The organism is Plantactinospora sp. DSM 117369, assembly GCF_053764795.1.
In genome coordinates this window covers 4077553-4093876 of record NZ_CM132446.1, presented here as the reverse complement: position 1 = coordinate 4093876, position 16324 = coordinate 4077553, and the positions used below count along the sequence as shown (strand labels likewise).

Here is a 16324-nt window from a genome sequence, read left to right as displayed (position 1 = left end):
TCTCACGAACGGGGGACCGTAAAGGGCATCCCGCACTGTGGCTCACACCCACCCGAGCCGTCGGACGCAACTGTGCCGGTGCCACGCCAGCGGATACCGCCATCGGTGCGCGGCCGACATCGGCCACGCGGACCCCGGCCGGTCGATATGCCTGGGTGCTGATGGCGCAACCTGAAGGAGGAACGTTGATTGGGAGAGCAGGGCGCAGACATCGCCCGACGATGCTGGCGCTGTCGGCCGCCGCAGCCGCTGCGGGCGCCGCGATGTTGGTAGCGACCGCGATGCCGTCCGGTGCCGCCACGCCGCACGACGCGCGCGCAGCCGGGTCGGGCACCGGAGCAGGCATCCTCGCGGCCACCGCCGGATGCGGTAGGGCACCAACGCTGACGAGCGGCACGCATTCGATACAGAGCGGCGGAAAAACCCGGAGCTTCGTGCTGAGGGTTCCCGACAACTACGACAACAACCGCCTCTACCGGCTGGTCTTCGGATTCCACTGGCTGGGCGGCAACGCCAACTCGGTGGTGAGCCAGAGCTACTACGGCCTCCTGCCACTGGCGAACAACAGCACGATCTTCGTCGCACCCGAGGGCCTCAACAATGGCTGGGCCAACTCCGGCGGTGAGGATGTGACCTTCACCGACGACATGATCAGAACCATCGAGAATGCCCTCTGCGTCGACACGACGCAGTTGTACTCCCTGGGTTTCAGCTACGGCGGCGGTATGAGCTATGCGCTGGCGTGTGCCCGGGCAAACGTCTTCCGCGCCGTCGCGATCTACGCCGGTGGCGTGATCAGCGGGTGCAATGGCGGCACCCAGCCCATCGCTTACCTTCAGGCGCACGGTCTCAGTGACAACGTGCTCAGCATCTCCGGCGGACGATCGATGCGCGACAGGTTCGTCAGGAACAACGGCTGCACTGCGGCAAGCCCGCCCGAGCCGGCGCAGGGCAGCGGCACGCACACGGAGTTCCACTACTCGGGATGCTCGGCCGGGCACCCGGTTGCCTGGTACGCGTTCGACGGAGGCCACACCCCCACTCCGCAGGACGCCGGCTCCAACACGGCCTGGCTTCCCCAAGAGACGTGGACGTTCTTCACACAGTTCCCAAGCACGCCGACGCCGGGCCCGAGCACCCCGACACCGGACCCAAGCACCCCGACACCGGGCCCGACAACACCGACGCCTTCCACCGGCCAGTGCCGAGTCACCAGCACGATAAATGCCTGGAACACGGGCCTGACCGAGAGCATCACCATCACCAACACCAGCACCACGGCGGTCAACGGCTGGTCTCTCGTCTTCGCCCTGCCGAGCGGGCAGGTCATCACCTCAAGCTGGAACGCCAGCTACTCACCGGCCTCCGGACAGGTGACGGCCAGGAACGTTTCCTACAACGCCTCCATCGCACCCAACGCATCGGTCAGCATCGGCTTCCAGGCCACCCACACCGGCAACACCTCCAGGCCAACCTCATTCACTCTCAACGGCGCGGCCTGCGCCCTCGCCTGACCGTCAGCGGAGACCTGGGGTGGAGCCCGACCGGGCCCCACCCCAGACCCTTCCGCTGAAGCTCTGTGGATCCGAGGGCCTGTCTCCGGAAGCTATCCCCGGCCTGCCCTCCGGCGGCCGACAGGTGGTAGCCGTGGGCCGGGCATCGCTCGCCGTGCCGCTCGTGGTGCCCCTCCTGCCGCACAGGGTCGTACCGGCCGTCCGCGACCGGCTGTCTCAGGTGAGTGTCGCCGCCGGGTAACCCCGGTCGAGGTGACCGGGGTCCCGCGTCGGACGACCCGCCGGTCGACGGACCCGTACGGGTCAGCCGGGGGTACGGGTCGGGGTGATGCCGGACCGGACTCGCGCGGTAACCATCACGGGGTGGTGAGGTCGAATCGGCTTACGGTGACCGAGCCGCCGAGTGACTGGGTGGCGTGGTTGAAGATGCCGAAGCGGTAGCCCATGAAGAACTGCCAGGCGTTGTTGAGGGTGAAGGCCGACCCGAGGCTGGTGAAGTTGGTGCCGTTGGTGCTGTAGGAGAAGCGGGCCTGCCGACCGCTGCCGGGTCGGATGTCGGCGTTGACGCGTAGCCAGATCCGGCCGCCGGAGACGGCGGCGGACGCGCGTTCGGTGCCGGTGCCAGTGGTGTTCCAACTGCTGTCCATGGTGAGGCCGTCGGTCATCACCACCCGGGTGGTGCCGTTGTCGCGTTTGACACCGATCCAGGCTGACTGGTCCCGGAGCATGGCCAGGCCGGTCCGGTCGCCGTCGCGCATCGTGGAGTAGTCCAGCTCGATGGTGGCGGTCGAGGATGGTCCCTGGATGCGGTGGGTCAGGGTGTTACGGGCGCTGTAGAGGTCGTTGGTGACGGTGGCGGTCTGTAGGCGCAGGCCGTTGTTGAGCGACCAGCGGGTGTTGTCGGGGACGTGGTTCCACTCGTACTGCGGACCGAGGGTCGTACCAGTGAAGGTGTCGGAACCGGTGAGAGGTTTGACCTGCCGGGTGGGCAGCGGGTTGGGGTAGCTGACGCCCCAGCCGCCGTTGACGGTCTGGATGCTGGGCCAGCCGTCACCGCTCCAGGTGATCGGGGCGAGAGCGGGGACCCGGCCGCCGGGGTAGGCGTCGACGAAGCTCATGTAGTACCAGGCGCCGGTCTGGGTCTGGACGAGGCCGCCCTGGTGGGGCACGCCGCCACCGGAGATCGGACCTGGCATGTTGAGCAGCACCTGGCGCATCTCGTACGGGCCCCACGGGTTGTCGGCCTTGAGGACGTACTGGCCGTTGGCGGGGCGGGTGAGCCAGATGTAGTAGCTGCCGTTGCGCTTGTAGAATCGGGCGCCCTCCAGGGTGCCGACGCTCGACGGGGTCTGGAACACCTGCTGCGCGCGGACCTGGGACAGGCCGTCGGCGGAGAGCTGCGCGACGCTGATCGTACCGTTGCCGTACGCGACGTACATGGTGTCGTTGTCGTCGACGAGCAGGCCGGCGTCGTAGTAGCAGTTGTTGATCCGGGAACGCTTCGTCCAGGGACCCTCCGCCGTGCTGGCGGTGTAGACGTAGGTACGGTTGAACTCGGTACAGCCGATCCAGTAGAAGGTGTTGTTGCTGCGCCGGTGGCCGAGGGTGGAGGCCCAGATACCCCGCACGTACGCCCGCCCGCCGGTCAGGCTGTAGGCGTTGTTCTCGAACTCGGCCAGGCTCGGCACCGAGTGGCCGGCGAACTCCCAGTTCACCAGGTCGTACGAACGCAGGATCGGCGCGCCCGGGGAGTAGTGCATGGTCGAGGCCGTCATGTAGTAGGCGTCGTTCACCCGGATGACCTCGACATCGGCGAAGTCCTGCCACACCACCGGGTTCGTGTACGAGCCGCTGGGCGGCGGTGTGGTGGGGTCGCCGCCGCCGTTGACGCGGACGAGCTGCCACTGCTGGTTGGCACCGTTCCAGTCGTCGTACTGCACCACGTTTCCGCCGTCGGCTGTCGAGGCGTTCTGCACCTCCACCACCCGGTTACTGTTCCGGTTGACCAACCGCACGTAACCGCCATCCGAGTCAGCCAACCGGAACTGCTGGTTGGTCCCGTTGTGATCAGCCCACTGCACAATGCTGGCACCGTTCGCGGTGGAGAAGTTGGACACATCCAGGACCTTGCCCGAGTGCCGCGACTTCAACCGGTAGTAACCACCACCGGAGTCCACGAACTGCCACTGCTGCTGGTTACCGTCATTCCGCGTCCACTGCGTGATCCGCGCACCATCGCTGGTGGCCAGGTTGTAAACGTCCAACGCCTTGCCACTGTTCCGGTTGACCAACACGTACCAGGCACTGGTGTCCACCGTCGCCGCAGCGGCCGGCACCGAACCCACCGCCGCGGCACCACTGCCCACCAACACCGCCACCGCCACCGCCGCGACAACCCGCGGCAACCACCTCGACCGCGGCGGCGCAGGCCGTGAAAACCCGCCTAAAATACCCATGATCCCCTCCAATTGGCGATACTCGGGCTGACCGCCCGACCGGTGGGTACACCGCAGCGCACGGGAGCGGCCCGCCCCACCGGCTGATGTAGAACGCTCACAGGGTGTGCGGATGCCCTGACGCACGCCCCGAGCGGAGGTACGACGAGGTGGCCCGCCCGGTGAGCCGCCTTTCACGTCGCCCTCGCCCATCGACTGTGAGCGATAACATGCTCGCCGTCAAGTTGTGACGGCGCTGCACGATCGATACAGCCAGGCAATCGCTTTCTGCCGCCGTTGCCATCGCCCACTACCGCCTCCTGGGGGCGAGCGCTCCCGCCGGCCCATACGGGGGCGGGATACGGCCACCAGACGGGAACGTGATCATACTTCTACCTTTTCGCCCGGACTTCGGTCGTGTGTCGTACCGGCAACGGCAGGCTTGCGGGCGCGCTACCGGAGGAGGTATGTTACCGCTCACATCGATGCCTGCGTATGACATCACCGACGTTTGCCCGTCCGCTACCGGTCAGGTAACAACGTCGGTCTGAGCGGTCCCTGACGGCACCGCCGGTTCGCCGGCCGCCCGGACAACGCCTAGCGCTTCCGTGGGCTCCGGAAGCGCCTTGAGACCCGCTCGGTCCGACGCCTGCCCGCGACGACAGGTTCGGGCAACGAGGAAGGGTCTCCACCGCTGCCGCCCCACGTTCGACCGCACGCCAGGTGGTCAGAAAGGTCAACATCGTGGCGATAACCCGACGAGAGTTCACCCTGGGGGCCCTCGCCTCCACGGCACTCACCGCGACCGGTCTGGCCGTCAGCCCCAGAGCCGCGCTGGCCGCGACATACACCGGCTACGCCATGACCTACTTCACCGAGTCGCCGAACCAGAGCGGCGCCAACTACGGCCTGCACGTCGCGGTGAGCCGGGACGGGCTCACCTGGACCCCGCTGAACCAGAACAATCCGGTCGTCACGCCGACCGCTGGCGACCTGGGTCTGCGCGACCCCTACATCTTCCGCAAGCAGGACGGCACCTTCGTGGTGGTCGCGACCGACCTGTACGGCACCAACTTCGACCGCAACAGCCAGTACCTACACGTGTACGACTCGACGGACCTGACGAGCTTCACCGGGTACCGGCGGCTCCGCATGCACACATACACCAACGTCCACACCTGGGCGCCCACGGTCTTCTGGGACGCGGGGCGCGGCCAGTACGCCATCGTCTACTCGGCCAACACCACCACGGACCTGTTCCTGGTGAACTACACCTCCGACTTCCGCACCGTCAGCGGGCCGCAGACCTACTTCAGCCCGGGATTCCCCATTCTCGACGCGGACATCCGGGTCAGCGGCGGCGTCACGTACCTGTTCTACAAGAACCTCTCGAACGGGAACCTGTACGGGGCGCGGTCCAGCACCGGCGCGCCGAACAGCTTCACCACCTACACCAGCGGCCTGCGGCAGGGCAACGCCATCGAGGGAGCGCACCTGGTCCCGCGCAACGACGGCGGCGCCTGGTGGCTGTGGGGTGACTCGTTCTCCCCGGTCAACAACGACATGTACCTATGGTCCACCAGCAACGTCGGCGGCAACTCGTGGTCGGTGCTGAACCAGCGCGACTACACCCCGCCGCTGAACTCCAAGCACGGCTCGATCGCCGGGATCACCGACGCCGAATACAACGCTGCGGTCAGCCGCTGGGGTACCCCGAACTGGGTCCGGCTGAAGTCCTCCAACTTCCCCGACTACTTCGTACGGCACGCCAACAACGCGGTCCGGATCGACCCGTACCCGTTCGAGCCGTACCAGGACCAGATGTGGCGGACGGTCCCCGGCCTCGCCGACTCGGCCGGCGTCTCCTTCGAGTCGGTGAACCGCCCCGGCCACTACATCCGGCACAGCGGCTACGTTGCACGGCTCGACCCTAACGACAACAGCTCGACCTTCCGCGCCGACGCCACCTTCTACCGCACCGCGGGGCTGGCCGACAACTCGTGGTCGTCGTTCCGCTCGTACAACGTGCCCGACCGTTACCTTCGGCACGCCGGCTACCTGCTGCGCATCGACCCGCTCAGCGCGAGTTCCAGCGCGGCGGATCGGCAGGACGCCACCTTCCGCGTCACCTCGTAGGCACCACCGCCGGGCCGGGGCATCTGCCGCCCGGCCCGGCTCCCCGCCCGCCCTGACCGACCAGTGGCCGCCGTCCCGCCCGGCCGGCCACTCCGCGCTACAGGAGAACCACCATGCCGTTACCCCCCATGAGCCGGCGCCGGCTGTTGCAGGCCGCCGGCGCCGCCACCGTCGCGACAGCCGCCGGTACCGCCACTGTCGCCACAGCCGCCGGGCCGGCGATCGCTGGTGCCCGGGCAGCCGCCGCGCTCCCCCCGGTCCGGCCGGACATCGGGGTCTCCGCGTACCCGTTCGAGCTGGGCCAGGTACGGCTGACCGACAGCCGATGGCTGGACAACCAGAACAGGACGATGAGCTACCTGCGTTTCGTCAACGTCGATCGGCTGCTCTACAACTTCCGGGCCAACCACCGGTTGTCCACCAACGGCGCCGCCTCGAACGGCGGCTGGGACGCACCGTCGTTTCCCTTCCGCACGCACATGCAGGGGCACTTCCTGACCGCCTGGGCGCAGGCGTACGCCGTGCTCGGCGACACCACCTGCCGGGACAAGGCCAACTACATGGTGGCCGAACTCGCCAAGTGTCAGGCCAACAACGGCGCCGCCGGCTTCAACACCGGTTACCTCTCCGGTTTCCCCGAAGCGGACTTCACCGCCCTCGAGGCGCGCACGTTGAGCAACGGCAACGTGCCGTACTACGTCATCCACAAGACCCTGGCCGGCCTGCTCGACGTGTGGCGCCACCTCGGCAACAACCAGGCCCGCGACGTGCTGCTGGCGCTCGCCGGGTGGGTCGACTGGCGCACCGGCCGGCTGACCTCCAGCCAGATGCAGAACATGCTCGGCACCGAGTTCGGCGGGATGAACGCCGTACTCACCGACATCTACCAGCAGACCGGCGACGGCCGTTGGCTGACCACGGCGCAACGGTTCGACCACGCCGCCGTGTTCAACCCGTTGGCGGCCAACTCCGACCAGCTCAACGGGCTGCACGCCAACACGCAGGTCCCGAAGTGGGTGGGCGCCGCCCGGGAGTACAAGGCCACCGGCACCACCCGCTACCGGGACATCGCCGGCAACGCCTGGAACATCTGCGTCGGCGCGCACACGTACGTGATCGGCGGCAACAGCCAGGCCGAGCACTTCCGCCCACCGAACGCCATCGCCGGGTACCTCCGCCAGGACACCTGCGAGCACTGCAACACCTACAACATGCTCAAGCTGACCCGGGAGCTGTGGCTGCTGGACCCCAACCGGGCGGCGTACTTCGACTTCTACGAGCGGGCCCTGCTCAACCACATCATCGGGGCGCAGAATCCGGCCGACAGCCACGGGCACATCACCTACTTCACCCCGCTCAACCCGGGCGGCCGACGTGGCGTGGGTCCGGCGTGGGGCGGCGGCACCTGGAGCACCGACTACAACTCCTTCTGGTGCTGCCAGGGCACCGGTATCGAGGTCAACACGGCGCTGATGGACTCCATCTACTTCCACAACGGCACCACGCTGTCCGTGAACCTGTTCATGCCATCGGTACTCAACTGGGCCCAGCGCGGTATCACCGTGACCCAGACCACCAGCTACCCGGTCAGCGACACCAGCACCCTCACCCTGTCCGGCACGATGAGCGGTTCGTGGAGCATCCGGGTACGGATCCCGGCCTGGACCACCGGTGCGACGATCAGTGTCAACGGCACGGTGCAGAGCATCGCCACCACCCCGGGAAGCTACGCCACCATCACCCGCACCTGGTCCGCGGGTGACACCATCACCGTCCGCCTGCCCATGCGGGTCATCATGCAGGCCGCCAACGACAACCCGAATGTCGCCGCGGTCACCTACGGCCCGGTCGTGCTCTCCGGGAACTACGGCAACACCGCCCTGAACGCCCTGCCGGCACTCACCGTCTCGTCGGTCACCCGGACCAGCGGCACGTCGCTGGCCTTCACCGCCGCCGCGAACGGCGGCACGGTCAACCTGGGTCCCTTCTACGACGCGCACGGGCACAACTACACGGTTTACTGGAGCACCAACGGCGGCGACCCCGCTGCTGCCAGCCATCGGCTGGTCAACGTCGGCACGGGCCTGGTCCTCGGCATCCAGGACATGTCCACCGCCGACGGCGGACTCGCCGTCCAGTGGGGCGACACCGGCACCGCCGACCACAACTGGGTGGTCGTCACCGAGGGCAGCGCCATCAAGCTACGCAACGCCAACAGCGGCAAGGTGCTCGGTGTGCAGGACATGTCCACCGCCGACAACGCCCGCGTCCTGCAATGGTCCGACAACGGTACCGCCGACCACCTGTGGACGCTCCTGGAACAGGGCGACGGGACCTACAAGATCCGCAACGTGCACAGCGGCAAGCTGCTCGGCATCCTCAACGGCTCCACCGCCTGGGGAGCGCAAGCCGTGCAGGACCCCGACAACGGCAGCGCCGACAACCGCTGGCGGCTCGTCCGCAACACCTGAACCATCCGCGACGGCCGGGCACCCGGGCCGGTGAGATCGGAGGCAGCCCGCGCCATCGGCGACAGGGTCGGTAGCTAGACGAGTCCGGTGTGGAGGAGCGCGCTCCGCTCCTCCACACCGGACCAGTCTGCTATCGCGCGAGGAGCCACCGGAGGATCGACGAGTCCTCGTACGCCGGGCCGACGGCCGCGTGGTAGTCCGGCTGGGCGTACGCTTCAGGAACTCCGGGTAGCGGATCAGGTCCGCCGCTCCAGCGGGATCGACTCCGGCGGCGACGTACGCGTCACGCGGGCGCCGCGGTCTCGCCGGCCGAACGCGACCAGCCATCGCTCCCCCGACCGGAGAACAGGCCGACGGCCGGAATGAATCCCAGGTTTCAGGACCATGCCGTCCCTACGTCTTGACATGGCATTGGGCGGGGCGCATTCTCCTGCTAAATCAATTTAGCCGAACGCTTTCCGGACAGCCGCCGGGCGCGGGCGGTGTGTTCGGGCCGGCTGCGCTGGCCGGGCGGCCGCGTCCGGGAGGAAGGGATCTGGATGAAGCTACGAAAAGGGGTGGTCGGCACGCTCGTCTCCGTGCTGACGCTCGCCGCTACGGGTACGGCGTACGGAAGCCTGGGTGACCCGAGCACCTCGGAGAAGGGTGTCCGGAGCGTCACGCCGATCACCACGGTCTACACATACGGGCAGAAGGTGTCCGCGGTGGCGGTCGAGTACGGCGCGACGGTCAACCCACGCACGGTGGACAAGACGACGTTCGGAGTGTCGGACACGATCTACAACTTCCGGTTCAACCCCATCGAGGACCTCCCGAAGCTGGCCGACCGGACCGTAACCCACACCTACACCAACAGCGCACCGACGACCCGCCCGGACCGCCGATCGGTGCCGGGCAGGTACGTCATCGTCGAGCTGAATCCCGCCGACCCCGGCGGCTGGACGGTCATCGTCTCCAAGTGCCCGACCTTCCTCTGTACCGTGAAGGTGAATCCTGAACTCCCGACTCGGGTGGTGCAGCGGAAGGACGTCCACGGCCAACCGGGGCACGGGTCGGGTAAGGGTCCGGTGCTCGCCAAAGCCGCGCCGCACCGCTCTCTCGGCGTCACCGGGAAGCCGGTCAACCTACTCGTCGACGAGTTCACGTACGGCTCGTTCCTGAGCGGCGGGATGGTGCTGCCCTACCACTACCACCTGCCGAAGGACTACCAGGCCGGCAGAAGATATCCACTCGTCGTTGTCCTGCCCGGTCACGGCATGGGCTGGGACGGAGACAACCTGGGAGTCCAGATCGCCGCCGACATCCCCGCGACCGCGTGGCTACAGCCGAGCTGGACCGGCAGCAGTGAGGACGTGATCGTCCTGGCTCCGCAGAACCAGCGGGTCGGTGCCGCTACCGAGGCCGACCTGCTGGTCAAGCTGCTCGACCAGTTCGTCCGCGACTTCGGCGTGGACACCCGACGGGTGTACGCGACGACCGTCTCCTACGGCTCCAGACTGCTGTGGGAGGCATTCGCGAAACGTCCGGAGCTGTTCGCCGCCGGCTTGCTCACCGGTGGTTTTCAGGTCAGCGCGGAGCAGGCGGCCGCGATCGCGAACGCCGAGATTCCGCTCTGGATCACGCACGGCGTCCACGACCACCTGCTCAACGTCTCGGGAGCGCGCAACTCTGCCGCGGCGTTGCGCGACGCGTACACGGGGCGGGGGAAGACCCCGGAGCAGGCGGCCGCTCTCGTGCGCTACACCGAGTACGAGGACGAGGCCTTCTCGCTGCCGGACTACCACGCGGCGTTCGGACCGACGTACGAGGATCGCGGGATCCTACGCTGGCTGCTGGGCCAGACGAAACCGTCGGCGTAGTACCCGGTCGGCCCGTCCTGCTCTGCCGAGGACGGGCCACTCGCCGGTGCAAACACGACGGGCACCCAAAGCCGATCTGTGAAGTTGTCGACGAGCACGTCCGCCACCCGACCGAAGCCGTCCTGACGTCGCCGCGGAGCCGCGGACGTGTCGTCAACGGCTATCCCTTCACGGATCCCTGGAGCAGCGCCTTGATGAACTGGCGCTGGAAGATCAGGAACACGATGAGGGTCGGGGTGAGGATGAGCAGCGATCCGGCGCACAGCAGCACCAGGTCGGTGCCCCACTGGCCCTGGAACGCGCCGAGGGCACCGGCCATGGTACGTTTGGTGGCGTCGTCGACGAGCACGATGGCGAGCAGGAACTGGTTCCAGGTCCACAGGAACAACAGGATCGTCAGGGACGCGATCGCCGGCCGCGCGAGCGGCACCTGGATCCGCCAGAACAGTTGCCAGGTGCTGCTGCCGTCCATCCGTGCCGCCTCGGAGAGTTCGGTCGGCACGTTGCTGAAGTGCGCCCGCATCCAGAACACCGCGAACGGCATGTAGAGCGCGATGAGCGGCAGAATGATCGCCCAACGCGTGTTGAGCAGGCCGAGGTCTCGCATCTGGTAGTAGATCGGGGTGATCACCGCTTCGAAGGGAAGGGTCAGGCCGAGCAGGAGGAGACCGAAGGCGAACCTGCCGCCGGGGACCCGGAGCTGACCGAGCCCGAACCCGGCCATGGTGGCGATCACCACGGAGATCGGTACGACCCCGACCACGATCAGCAGGCTGGAGCGCAGCAGCGCGGCCATGTTCGCGACGGTGAACGCGTCGACGAAGTTCCCCCACTGCGGATCCGACGGCCACGCCAGCCCGTTGGGTACCGTGCCGCGGGGCTGCAACGCCGCCGACAGCATGCTCACGAACGGCAGGAGTGTGACGAGGACCAGCGCGATCAGGAAGACGCGACCGGTCAGCCACTCGCGTCGACTCAGGTTCATCCCTTGTCCTCCCGAGTCAACCGCTGGATCGGCAGTACACACGCCAGCACCAGCATCATGAGCACGACGGCCAGCGCCGAGGCGAGCCCGACCTGGCGCTGAGAGAACGCGAGCCGGTAGATCTCCAGACCCGGCACGGTGGTTTGCAGGCCCGGGCCGCCACTGGTGGAGATGTAGACGATGTCGAAGCTGGCCAGGGCCGCGATCACGGTCACGGTGAGGCACACCCCGATCTCGTGTCGCAGGCCGGGCAGCGTGACGGCGAGGAACTCGCGTACCGGTCCGGCGCCGTCGATGCGGGCCGCTTCGTACAGCGCTGGGTCGATCTTGCTCATACCGGTAACCATCAGGATCGTGCAGAGGCCGAGCAGGACCCATGCGCCGATGACCCCGACAGCGGGCAACGCCGTGTCGAAGTCGCCGAGCCAGGCGCGGGCGAGCCCGCCCAGGCCGACCGCGCGGAGCGCCTGGTTGACCAGGCCGTTCGACGACAGCAGCCAGCTCCACGCGATACCGGCCGCTACCAGGGGGATCACCTGCGGCAGGAACAGGATGGTACGCACGGCGGTGCCGAACGGGCCCGCACTGATCCGTCGGACGAGGCTGGCGACCAGCAGGCCGAGCGTGACCGGGACGAGGCTGAAGAAGATGATCAGAACGAATGCGTTCGAGATGATCTTCAACAGATCACTGTCAGTGAACACCGTGAGGTAGTTGTCCAGGCCCGCCCACCGGGCCACGCCGATACCGTTCCAGTGGTAGAGCGAGTACTGGAATGTCAACGCGAGGGGGCGCAGGACGAAGACGGCGTACATGATCATGGCGGGCAGCACGTACAGCCAGCCGCTCCACCGGGCCGTGCGGCCCCACCGACGTCGGTGGGGCCGCACGAGCGACGGGCGGTCCGACAACCCCGCCCGACTGGTCCGGGCGCTGCCAGCGGCAGACGTCATCGGGACAGTTCCTTCTCGTACTCGGCCTGGACCGCCTTCACGTACCCCTCCGGGGTCTGCTGGCCGGCCACCAGCTTCTGCATCTCGGGGGTGATCGCCGCCGCGAAGATGCCACCGGTGGCGTTCGCGGTGAAATCCACCGCCCCGTTCTCCGCCCCGAGTTGCTGCGACGCCTTGAGCGTCTGGGCCAACACGCTTCCCTCGGCAACGGCCGGGACAGCCAGGCCGGACGGGCCGCCAGGGTGGGAGCCGCCGACGGTCACCGAGATCTCCCGGGCCTTGGCGTTGGTGTGGACCCAGTTGAGGAAGAAGGCGGCGGCGTCCGGGTTCTTGGCCTTCGCGCCGACGCCGAAGGTGTTGGGCGCGGACATCGCCACGTGCTTGCCACCGCCGGACTCGGTGGGGAACAGGAAGAAGCCCACGTTCCCGCTCATCGACTTGTCGAGGTTGCCCGACTCCCAGTCACCGTTGAACATGAACAGGCCGTTGCCCTTCTGGAACTCACCCATCATCGCGGTGTAGTCCAGGGCGTTCGCGTCCTTCGGGAAGTACCCGGCCCGCGCCCACCGTTGGATGCCCTGGGTGGCTTTCAGCGCGGCCGGCGTGTCAAACGTCGCGCCCGGCTTCTGGAAGATCCAGTCGGCGATCTGGGCGGGGTCCCCGAACTGGTTCTGCAGCGCCTGGTGGGGGAAGTTGATTCCGGCGGTGTTCTTGTTGAACTGCATGATCGGTTGCACACCGGCGGTCTTGGCCTTGGCCAGCAGCTCCTCGAACTCGGCGATGGTGGCCGGCGGCTGGGTCATGCCGACCCGCTCGGCCAGGGTCTTGTTGTAGAACACTCCGGTCACGCTGTAGCCGAGTCCCATCCCGTACAGCGAACCGGTGCCGCGCGGACGACCTCCCTCGGCGACACGCAACTGCACAAGCTGCGAGGCAGGGAACGCATCCCAGCCGTACGCGGTGAAGTAGGGGTCCAGATTCTTCAGCAGCCCGTCCTTGACCAGGTCGACCATGGTGGGCAGCCGAATGATGTCCGGCGCCTTGTCCGAGGCCAGCACCCGGGGGGCGTTCTCCACGATCACCGTGAACTGGTCCTCCCGGACGTTGAACGTCACGTTCGGGTGCTGCTTGGTGAACTCGTCGGCCAGCGCCTTCGCCAGTGGGAAGCCGGTCTCCGCGTACATCTCCAGAGTGATCGGCTCGGTTCCCAGCTCGGTGCGGACCGGTGCGGCGGAATCACCCGAGGATTCCTGATCTGCGCCAGGAGCACCACAAGCAGTAGCCGTCACAGCGGCAGTCAGTAGCGAAGCAAGCAACACCAGCCTGCGCCGCGAGTACTTCGTCGAAAATCCGTACATTCCTACGGCTCCTTGACTCCTCCGCGCGCGCCTCGCCGGCCAGCGGTTGTCGTGGCAAGTTCCATCGGACCCGCGACGACAGCTTGAGGGGCCGCCATCTGGTTCACGTCGCGAGCGAGACCGTGACCCAGGCGCGCAGTACCAACCATGTCCTCTCTCCAGGTGAGGGAGCGTGGGGTGCCTCCCCTGGAGCACAACCTGAGCTAAACTGATTTAGCAGAGCATGGACGCGGGGCGCGGAGCTGTCAAGGACAAGCCGCAACGGCTCGGAGCCGCTGGTTCAGACAACCGGGCCGACGGCCGACACTGGACACCGTCCGCCGACGCAGCATGATGGGCGGGGGCGGTGTCGGATCAACCGCCTCGATCGGAGGACCGATGGGCCGCACCAGAGCAACCCTGGCCGATGTCGCGCGGCGCGCCGGGCTGTCCAAGACCGCCGCGTCGATGGTGCTCAACGGGCGGGAGGGCACCCGACTCTCCGCCGAAGCGCACCAGCGCGTCTTCGCGGCCGCGGAGGAGCTCGGCTACCGGCCCAACGTCGCCGCGCGCAGCCTGCGTACCCGCAAGACGGCCACCATCGCGTTCGTCTCCGACATCGTCGCCACCACCCGGTTCGCCGGCGGCCTCATCCGCGGCGCGCTGGACGCAGCCCGCGAACGCGACCACGTGCTGCTCATCGCCGAGACGCAAGGCGATGCGGCGTTCGAGCAGTACGCCATCGAGGCGATGCTCGACCGCCAGGTCGACGGGGTCATCTACGCGGCGATGGCGACCCGACGGCTGGCAGTGCCGCCGGCCATCGGGAGCGGTCCCGTGGTGCTGCTCAACGCCACCAGCCCGGAGACCCTGCCCTGCGTGCTGCCCGACGACGAGCGAGCCGGTCGAACCGTCACCACCGCACTTCTCGAACAGGGCCACCGTGACCGGATCGCGCTCATCGGCCGTGCCCGGCTCAAGGAGCGTGACCCCGAGGTCTCCCTCGCCGCGCGGGCGCGCCTGCGCGGAATCCGGGACACCCTGTCGGCCGCCGGCGCCACCCTGCTCGCCGAGGCATTCTGCACCGACTGGCTACCCGAACACGGCTATGCCGCCATGCGCGGTCTCCTGAGCAAGCCGACACGCCCGAGCGCGGTGATCTGCATGAACGACCGGCTGGCCTTCGGCGCCTACCAGGCACTCGGCGAGGCCGGGCTGGCCGTTCCCACCGACATCTCCGTCGTCTCCTTCGACGACGACCCCATCGCCACCTGGCTGCGCCCCGGCCTGTCCACCGCCGCCCTGCCACACGAACAGATGGGGCGCCGCGCGGTGGAAATCCTCCTCGACGGCCGTACCACGGAACCGATCCTCGTCCCCATGCCGCTGCGCCGACGCGGCTCCATCGCCGCGCCCGCGTCGTAAGCCGTACGCACCGGGCCGAGCCACGGCGCTCTCTAGCTAAACCGATTTATCTGCTAACTTTCCGGCCATGCTACGTCTGCCAGACCACTGGGTGTGGGACAGCTGGTACGTGCAGGACGACGCTGGGCTGCGGCACGCGTTCTTCCTGCGCGCCTCCCGTGCCCTGCTCGACCCACACCGCCGCCACCTGCGCGCCGCCATCGGCCACGCCATCTCCACCGACCTGCGATCATGGCGCCTGGTCGCCGACGCGCTCGTCCCCGCCGACGCACCTGCTTGGGACGACCTGGCCACCTGGACCGGAAGCACCGTACGGGGACCGGACGGCCGGTGGTACCTGTTCTACACCGGGGTCAGCCGCGCCGAGGATGGGCTGGTCCAACGCATCGGCCTGGCCGTCTCCGACGACATGACCACCTGGCACCGGCACGGCACGGCTCCCCTCGTCGAGGCCGACCCGACCTGGTACGAACTCCTCGACCCGAGCCAGTGGTACGAACAGGCCTGGCGCGATCCCTGGGTCTTCCCCGACCCCACCGGCACCGGCTGGCACATGCTCATCACCGCCCGGGCCAACCACGGGACGGCGGCCGAGCGCGGCGTCATCGGCCACGCGACCTCCGATGACCTGGTCAACTGGACCGTCCAGCCGCCGCTGTCCGCCCCAGCCGGATTCGGGCACCTCGAGGTTCCCCAGGTCGCGGTCGTCGACGGCCAGCCCCTCCTGCTGTTCTGCACCAACGCGGTGGCAACCGCGGAGCGCGGCGAGCACCGAATCTGGACCGCCACCGGCCCCACCATCAACGGCCCCTGGGACATCGCGTCAGCACAACCGTTTCCGCACCCACACCTGTACGCCCCCCGGCTGGTCCCCGACCTCGACGGAGGATGGGCTCTCATCGGCTTCGTCGACCACGTCAACGGCGAGTTCGTCGGCGAACTCATCGATCCGATACCCGTCCGCCATCACGCCACCGGCGAGCTGGTCGAAGACAGACCGGACGAGAGGCGTATGCCCGATCGGATGAGCCGGTCCGGCGGGGGCGGGTGACCTTCCGTACCGCCCGGCGCACGAGGCCGTAGCCGTCCGCACCGAGAGGCGCGCCGCGAGCGCGGCAGCGATCACCATCATCGGGGAGGCCGTCACCGACCTCGGCGGCACTGTGCTGTCGGCCCTGGCGTCCAAATGCGAGGATCAGGACTATACGG

Annotated in this window: 9 protein-coding genes and 1 pseudogene; 6 read left to right on the top strand and 4 right to left on the bottom strand. The window is 67.9% G+C overall.

Features of this window, described 5'->3' with window-relative positions:
- The first annotated feature begins 221 nt into the window (after positions 1-221).
- The gene (locus ACSMXO_RS17775) at positions 222-1514 is read left to right on the top strand and encodes a cellulose binding domain-containing protein (RefSeq protein ID WP_455418611.1); all 1293 of its coding nucleotides are present in this window, start codon (positions 222-224) and stop codon (positions 1512-1514) included.
- Between the two features lie 356 nt (positions 1515-1870).
- Here the strand turns inward: ACSMXO_RS17775 and ACSMXO_RS17770 are convergent, their stop codons facing one another.
- Positions 1871-3970, bottom strand: coding sequence for a family 43 glycosylhydrolase (locus tag ACSMXO_RS17770; RefSeq protein ID WP_346260257.1), 2100 nt, complete (start codon positions 3968-3970; stop codon positions 1871-1873).
- A gap of 723 nt (positions 3971-4693) precedes the next feature.
- Between ACSMXO_RS17770 and ACSMXO_RS17765 the strand changes: the two genes are divergently transcribed.
- The 3 genes from ACSMXO_RS17765 to ACSMXO_RS17755 all read left to right on the top strand — a co-directional run bounded on the left by ACSMXO_RS17765 (position 4694) and on the right by ACSMXO_RS17755 (position 10415).
- Entirely contained in the window at positions 4694-6085 is a 1392-nt protein-coding gene (locus ACSMXO_RS17765; protein ID WP_455418610.1) for a glycoside hydrolase family 43 protein, read from the top strand.
- A 113-nt stretch (positions 6086-6198) separates the two neighbouring features.
- The gene (locus ACSMXO_RS17760) at positions 6199-8556 is read left to right on the top strand and encodes a beta-L-arabinofuranosidase domain-containing protein (RefSeq protein ID WP_455418609.1); all 2358 of its coding nucleotides are present in this window, start codon (positions 6199-6201) and stop codon (positions 8554-8556) included.
- Between the two features lie 539 nt (positions 8557-9095).
- Positions 9096-10415 (top strand): hypothetical protein, encoded by a 1320-nt coding sequence (locus tag ACSMXO_RS17755; protein ID WP_455418608.1) that lies wholly within the window; start codon positions 9096-9098, stop codon positions 10413-10415.
- A 160-nt stretch (positions 10416-10575) separates the two neighbouring features.
- Here ACSMXO_RS17755 and ACSMXO_RS17750 read toward each other — a convergent pair whose 3' ends face one another.
- From ACSMXO_RS17750 to ACSMXO_RS17740, 3 genes are read right to left on the bottom strand one after another with little or no spacing between them, the layout of a single operon-like run.
- Positions 10576-11400, bottom strand: coding sequence for a carbohydrate ABC transporter permease (locus ACSMXO_RS17750; RefSeq protein WP_455418607.1), 825 nt, complete (start codon positions 11398-11400; stop codon positions 10576-10578).
- Positions 11397-12353: a carbohydrate ABC transporter permease gene (locus ACSMXO_RS17745; protein WP_455418606.1), complete on the bottom strand. Its 957-nt coding sequence runs from the start codon at positions 12351-12353 to the stop codon at positions 11397-11399. The genes ACSMXO_RS17750 and ACSMXO_RS17745 overlap by 4 nt, the downstream gene beginning before the upstream one ends.
- On the bottom strand, positions 12350-13537 hold the full coding sequence (locus ACSMXO_RS17740) for an ABC transporter substrate-binding protein (RefSeq protein WP_455418605.1): 1188 nt from the start codon (positions 13535-13537) through the stop codon (positions 12350-12352). The genes ACSMXO_RS17745 and ACSMXO_RS17740 overlap by 4 nt, the downstream gene beginning before the upstream one ends.
- A 552-nt stretch (positions 13538-14089) precedes the next feature.
- Here ACSMXO_RS17740 and ACSMXO_RS17735 point away from each other — a divergent pair.
- Together ACSMXO_RS17735 and ACSMXO_RS17730 are read left to right on the top strand one after the other, a co-directional pair.
- Positions 14090-15115 (top strand): LacI family DNA-binding transcriptional regulator, encoded by a 1026-nt coding sequence (locus ACSMXO_RS17735; protein WP_455418604.1) that lies wholly within the window; start codon positions 14090-14092, stop codon positions 15113-15115.
- Positions 15116-15173: 58 nt separating this feature from the next.
- Positions 15174-16166, top strand: a pseudogene (locus ACSMXO_RS17730) (hypothetical protein); the annotation flags it as partial.
- Positions 16167-16324: the final 158 nt, after the last annotated feature.

What these genes read in the sequence shown, in the direction of transcription:
- ACSMXO_RS17775 (WP_455418611.1), top strand. Translation starts at nt 222, where the DNA reads ATGCTGGCGCTGTCGGCCGCCGCAGCCGCTGCGGGCGCCGCGATGTTG.
- ACSMXO_RS17770 (WP_346260257.1), bottom strand. Translation starts at nt 3,970, where the DNA reads ATGGGTATTTTAGGCGGGTTTTCACGGCCTGCGCCGCCGCGGTCGAGG.
- ACSMXO_RS17760 (WP_455418609.1), top strand. Translation starts at nt 6,199, where the DNA reads ATGCCGTTACCCCCCATGAGCCGGCGCCGGCTGTTGCAGGCCGCCGGC.
- ACSMXO_RS17755 (WP_455418608.1), top strand. Translation starts at nt 9,096, where the DNA reads ATGAAGCTACGAAAAGGGGTGGTCGGCACGCTCGTCTCCGTGCTGACG.
- ACSMXO_RS17750 (WP_455418607.1), bottom strand. Translation starts at nt 11,400, where the DNA reads ATGAACCTGAGTCGACGCGAGTGGCTGACCGGTCGCGTCTTCCTGATC.
- ACSMXO_RS17745 (WP_455418606.1), bottom strand. Translation starts at nt 12,353, where the DNA reads ATGACGTCTGCCGCTGGCAGCGCCCGGACCAGTCGGGCGGGGTTGTCG.
- ACSMXO_RS17740 (WP_455418605.1), bottom strand. Translation starts at nt 13,537, where the DNA reads ATGTACGCGGAGACCGGCTTCCCACTGGCGAAGGCGCTGGCCGACGAG.
- ACSMXO_RS17735 (WP_455418604.1), top strand. Translation starts at nt 14,090, where the DNA reads ATGGGCCGCACCAGAGCAACCCTGGCCGATGTCGCGCGGCGCGCCGGG.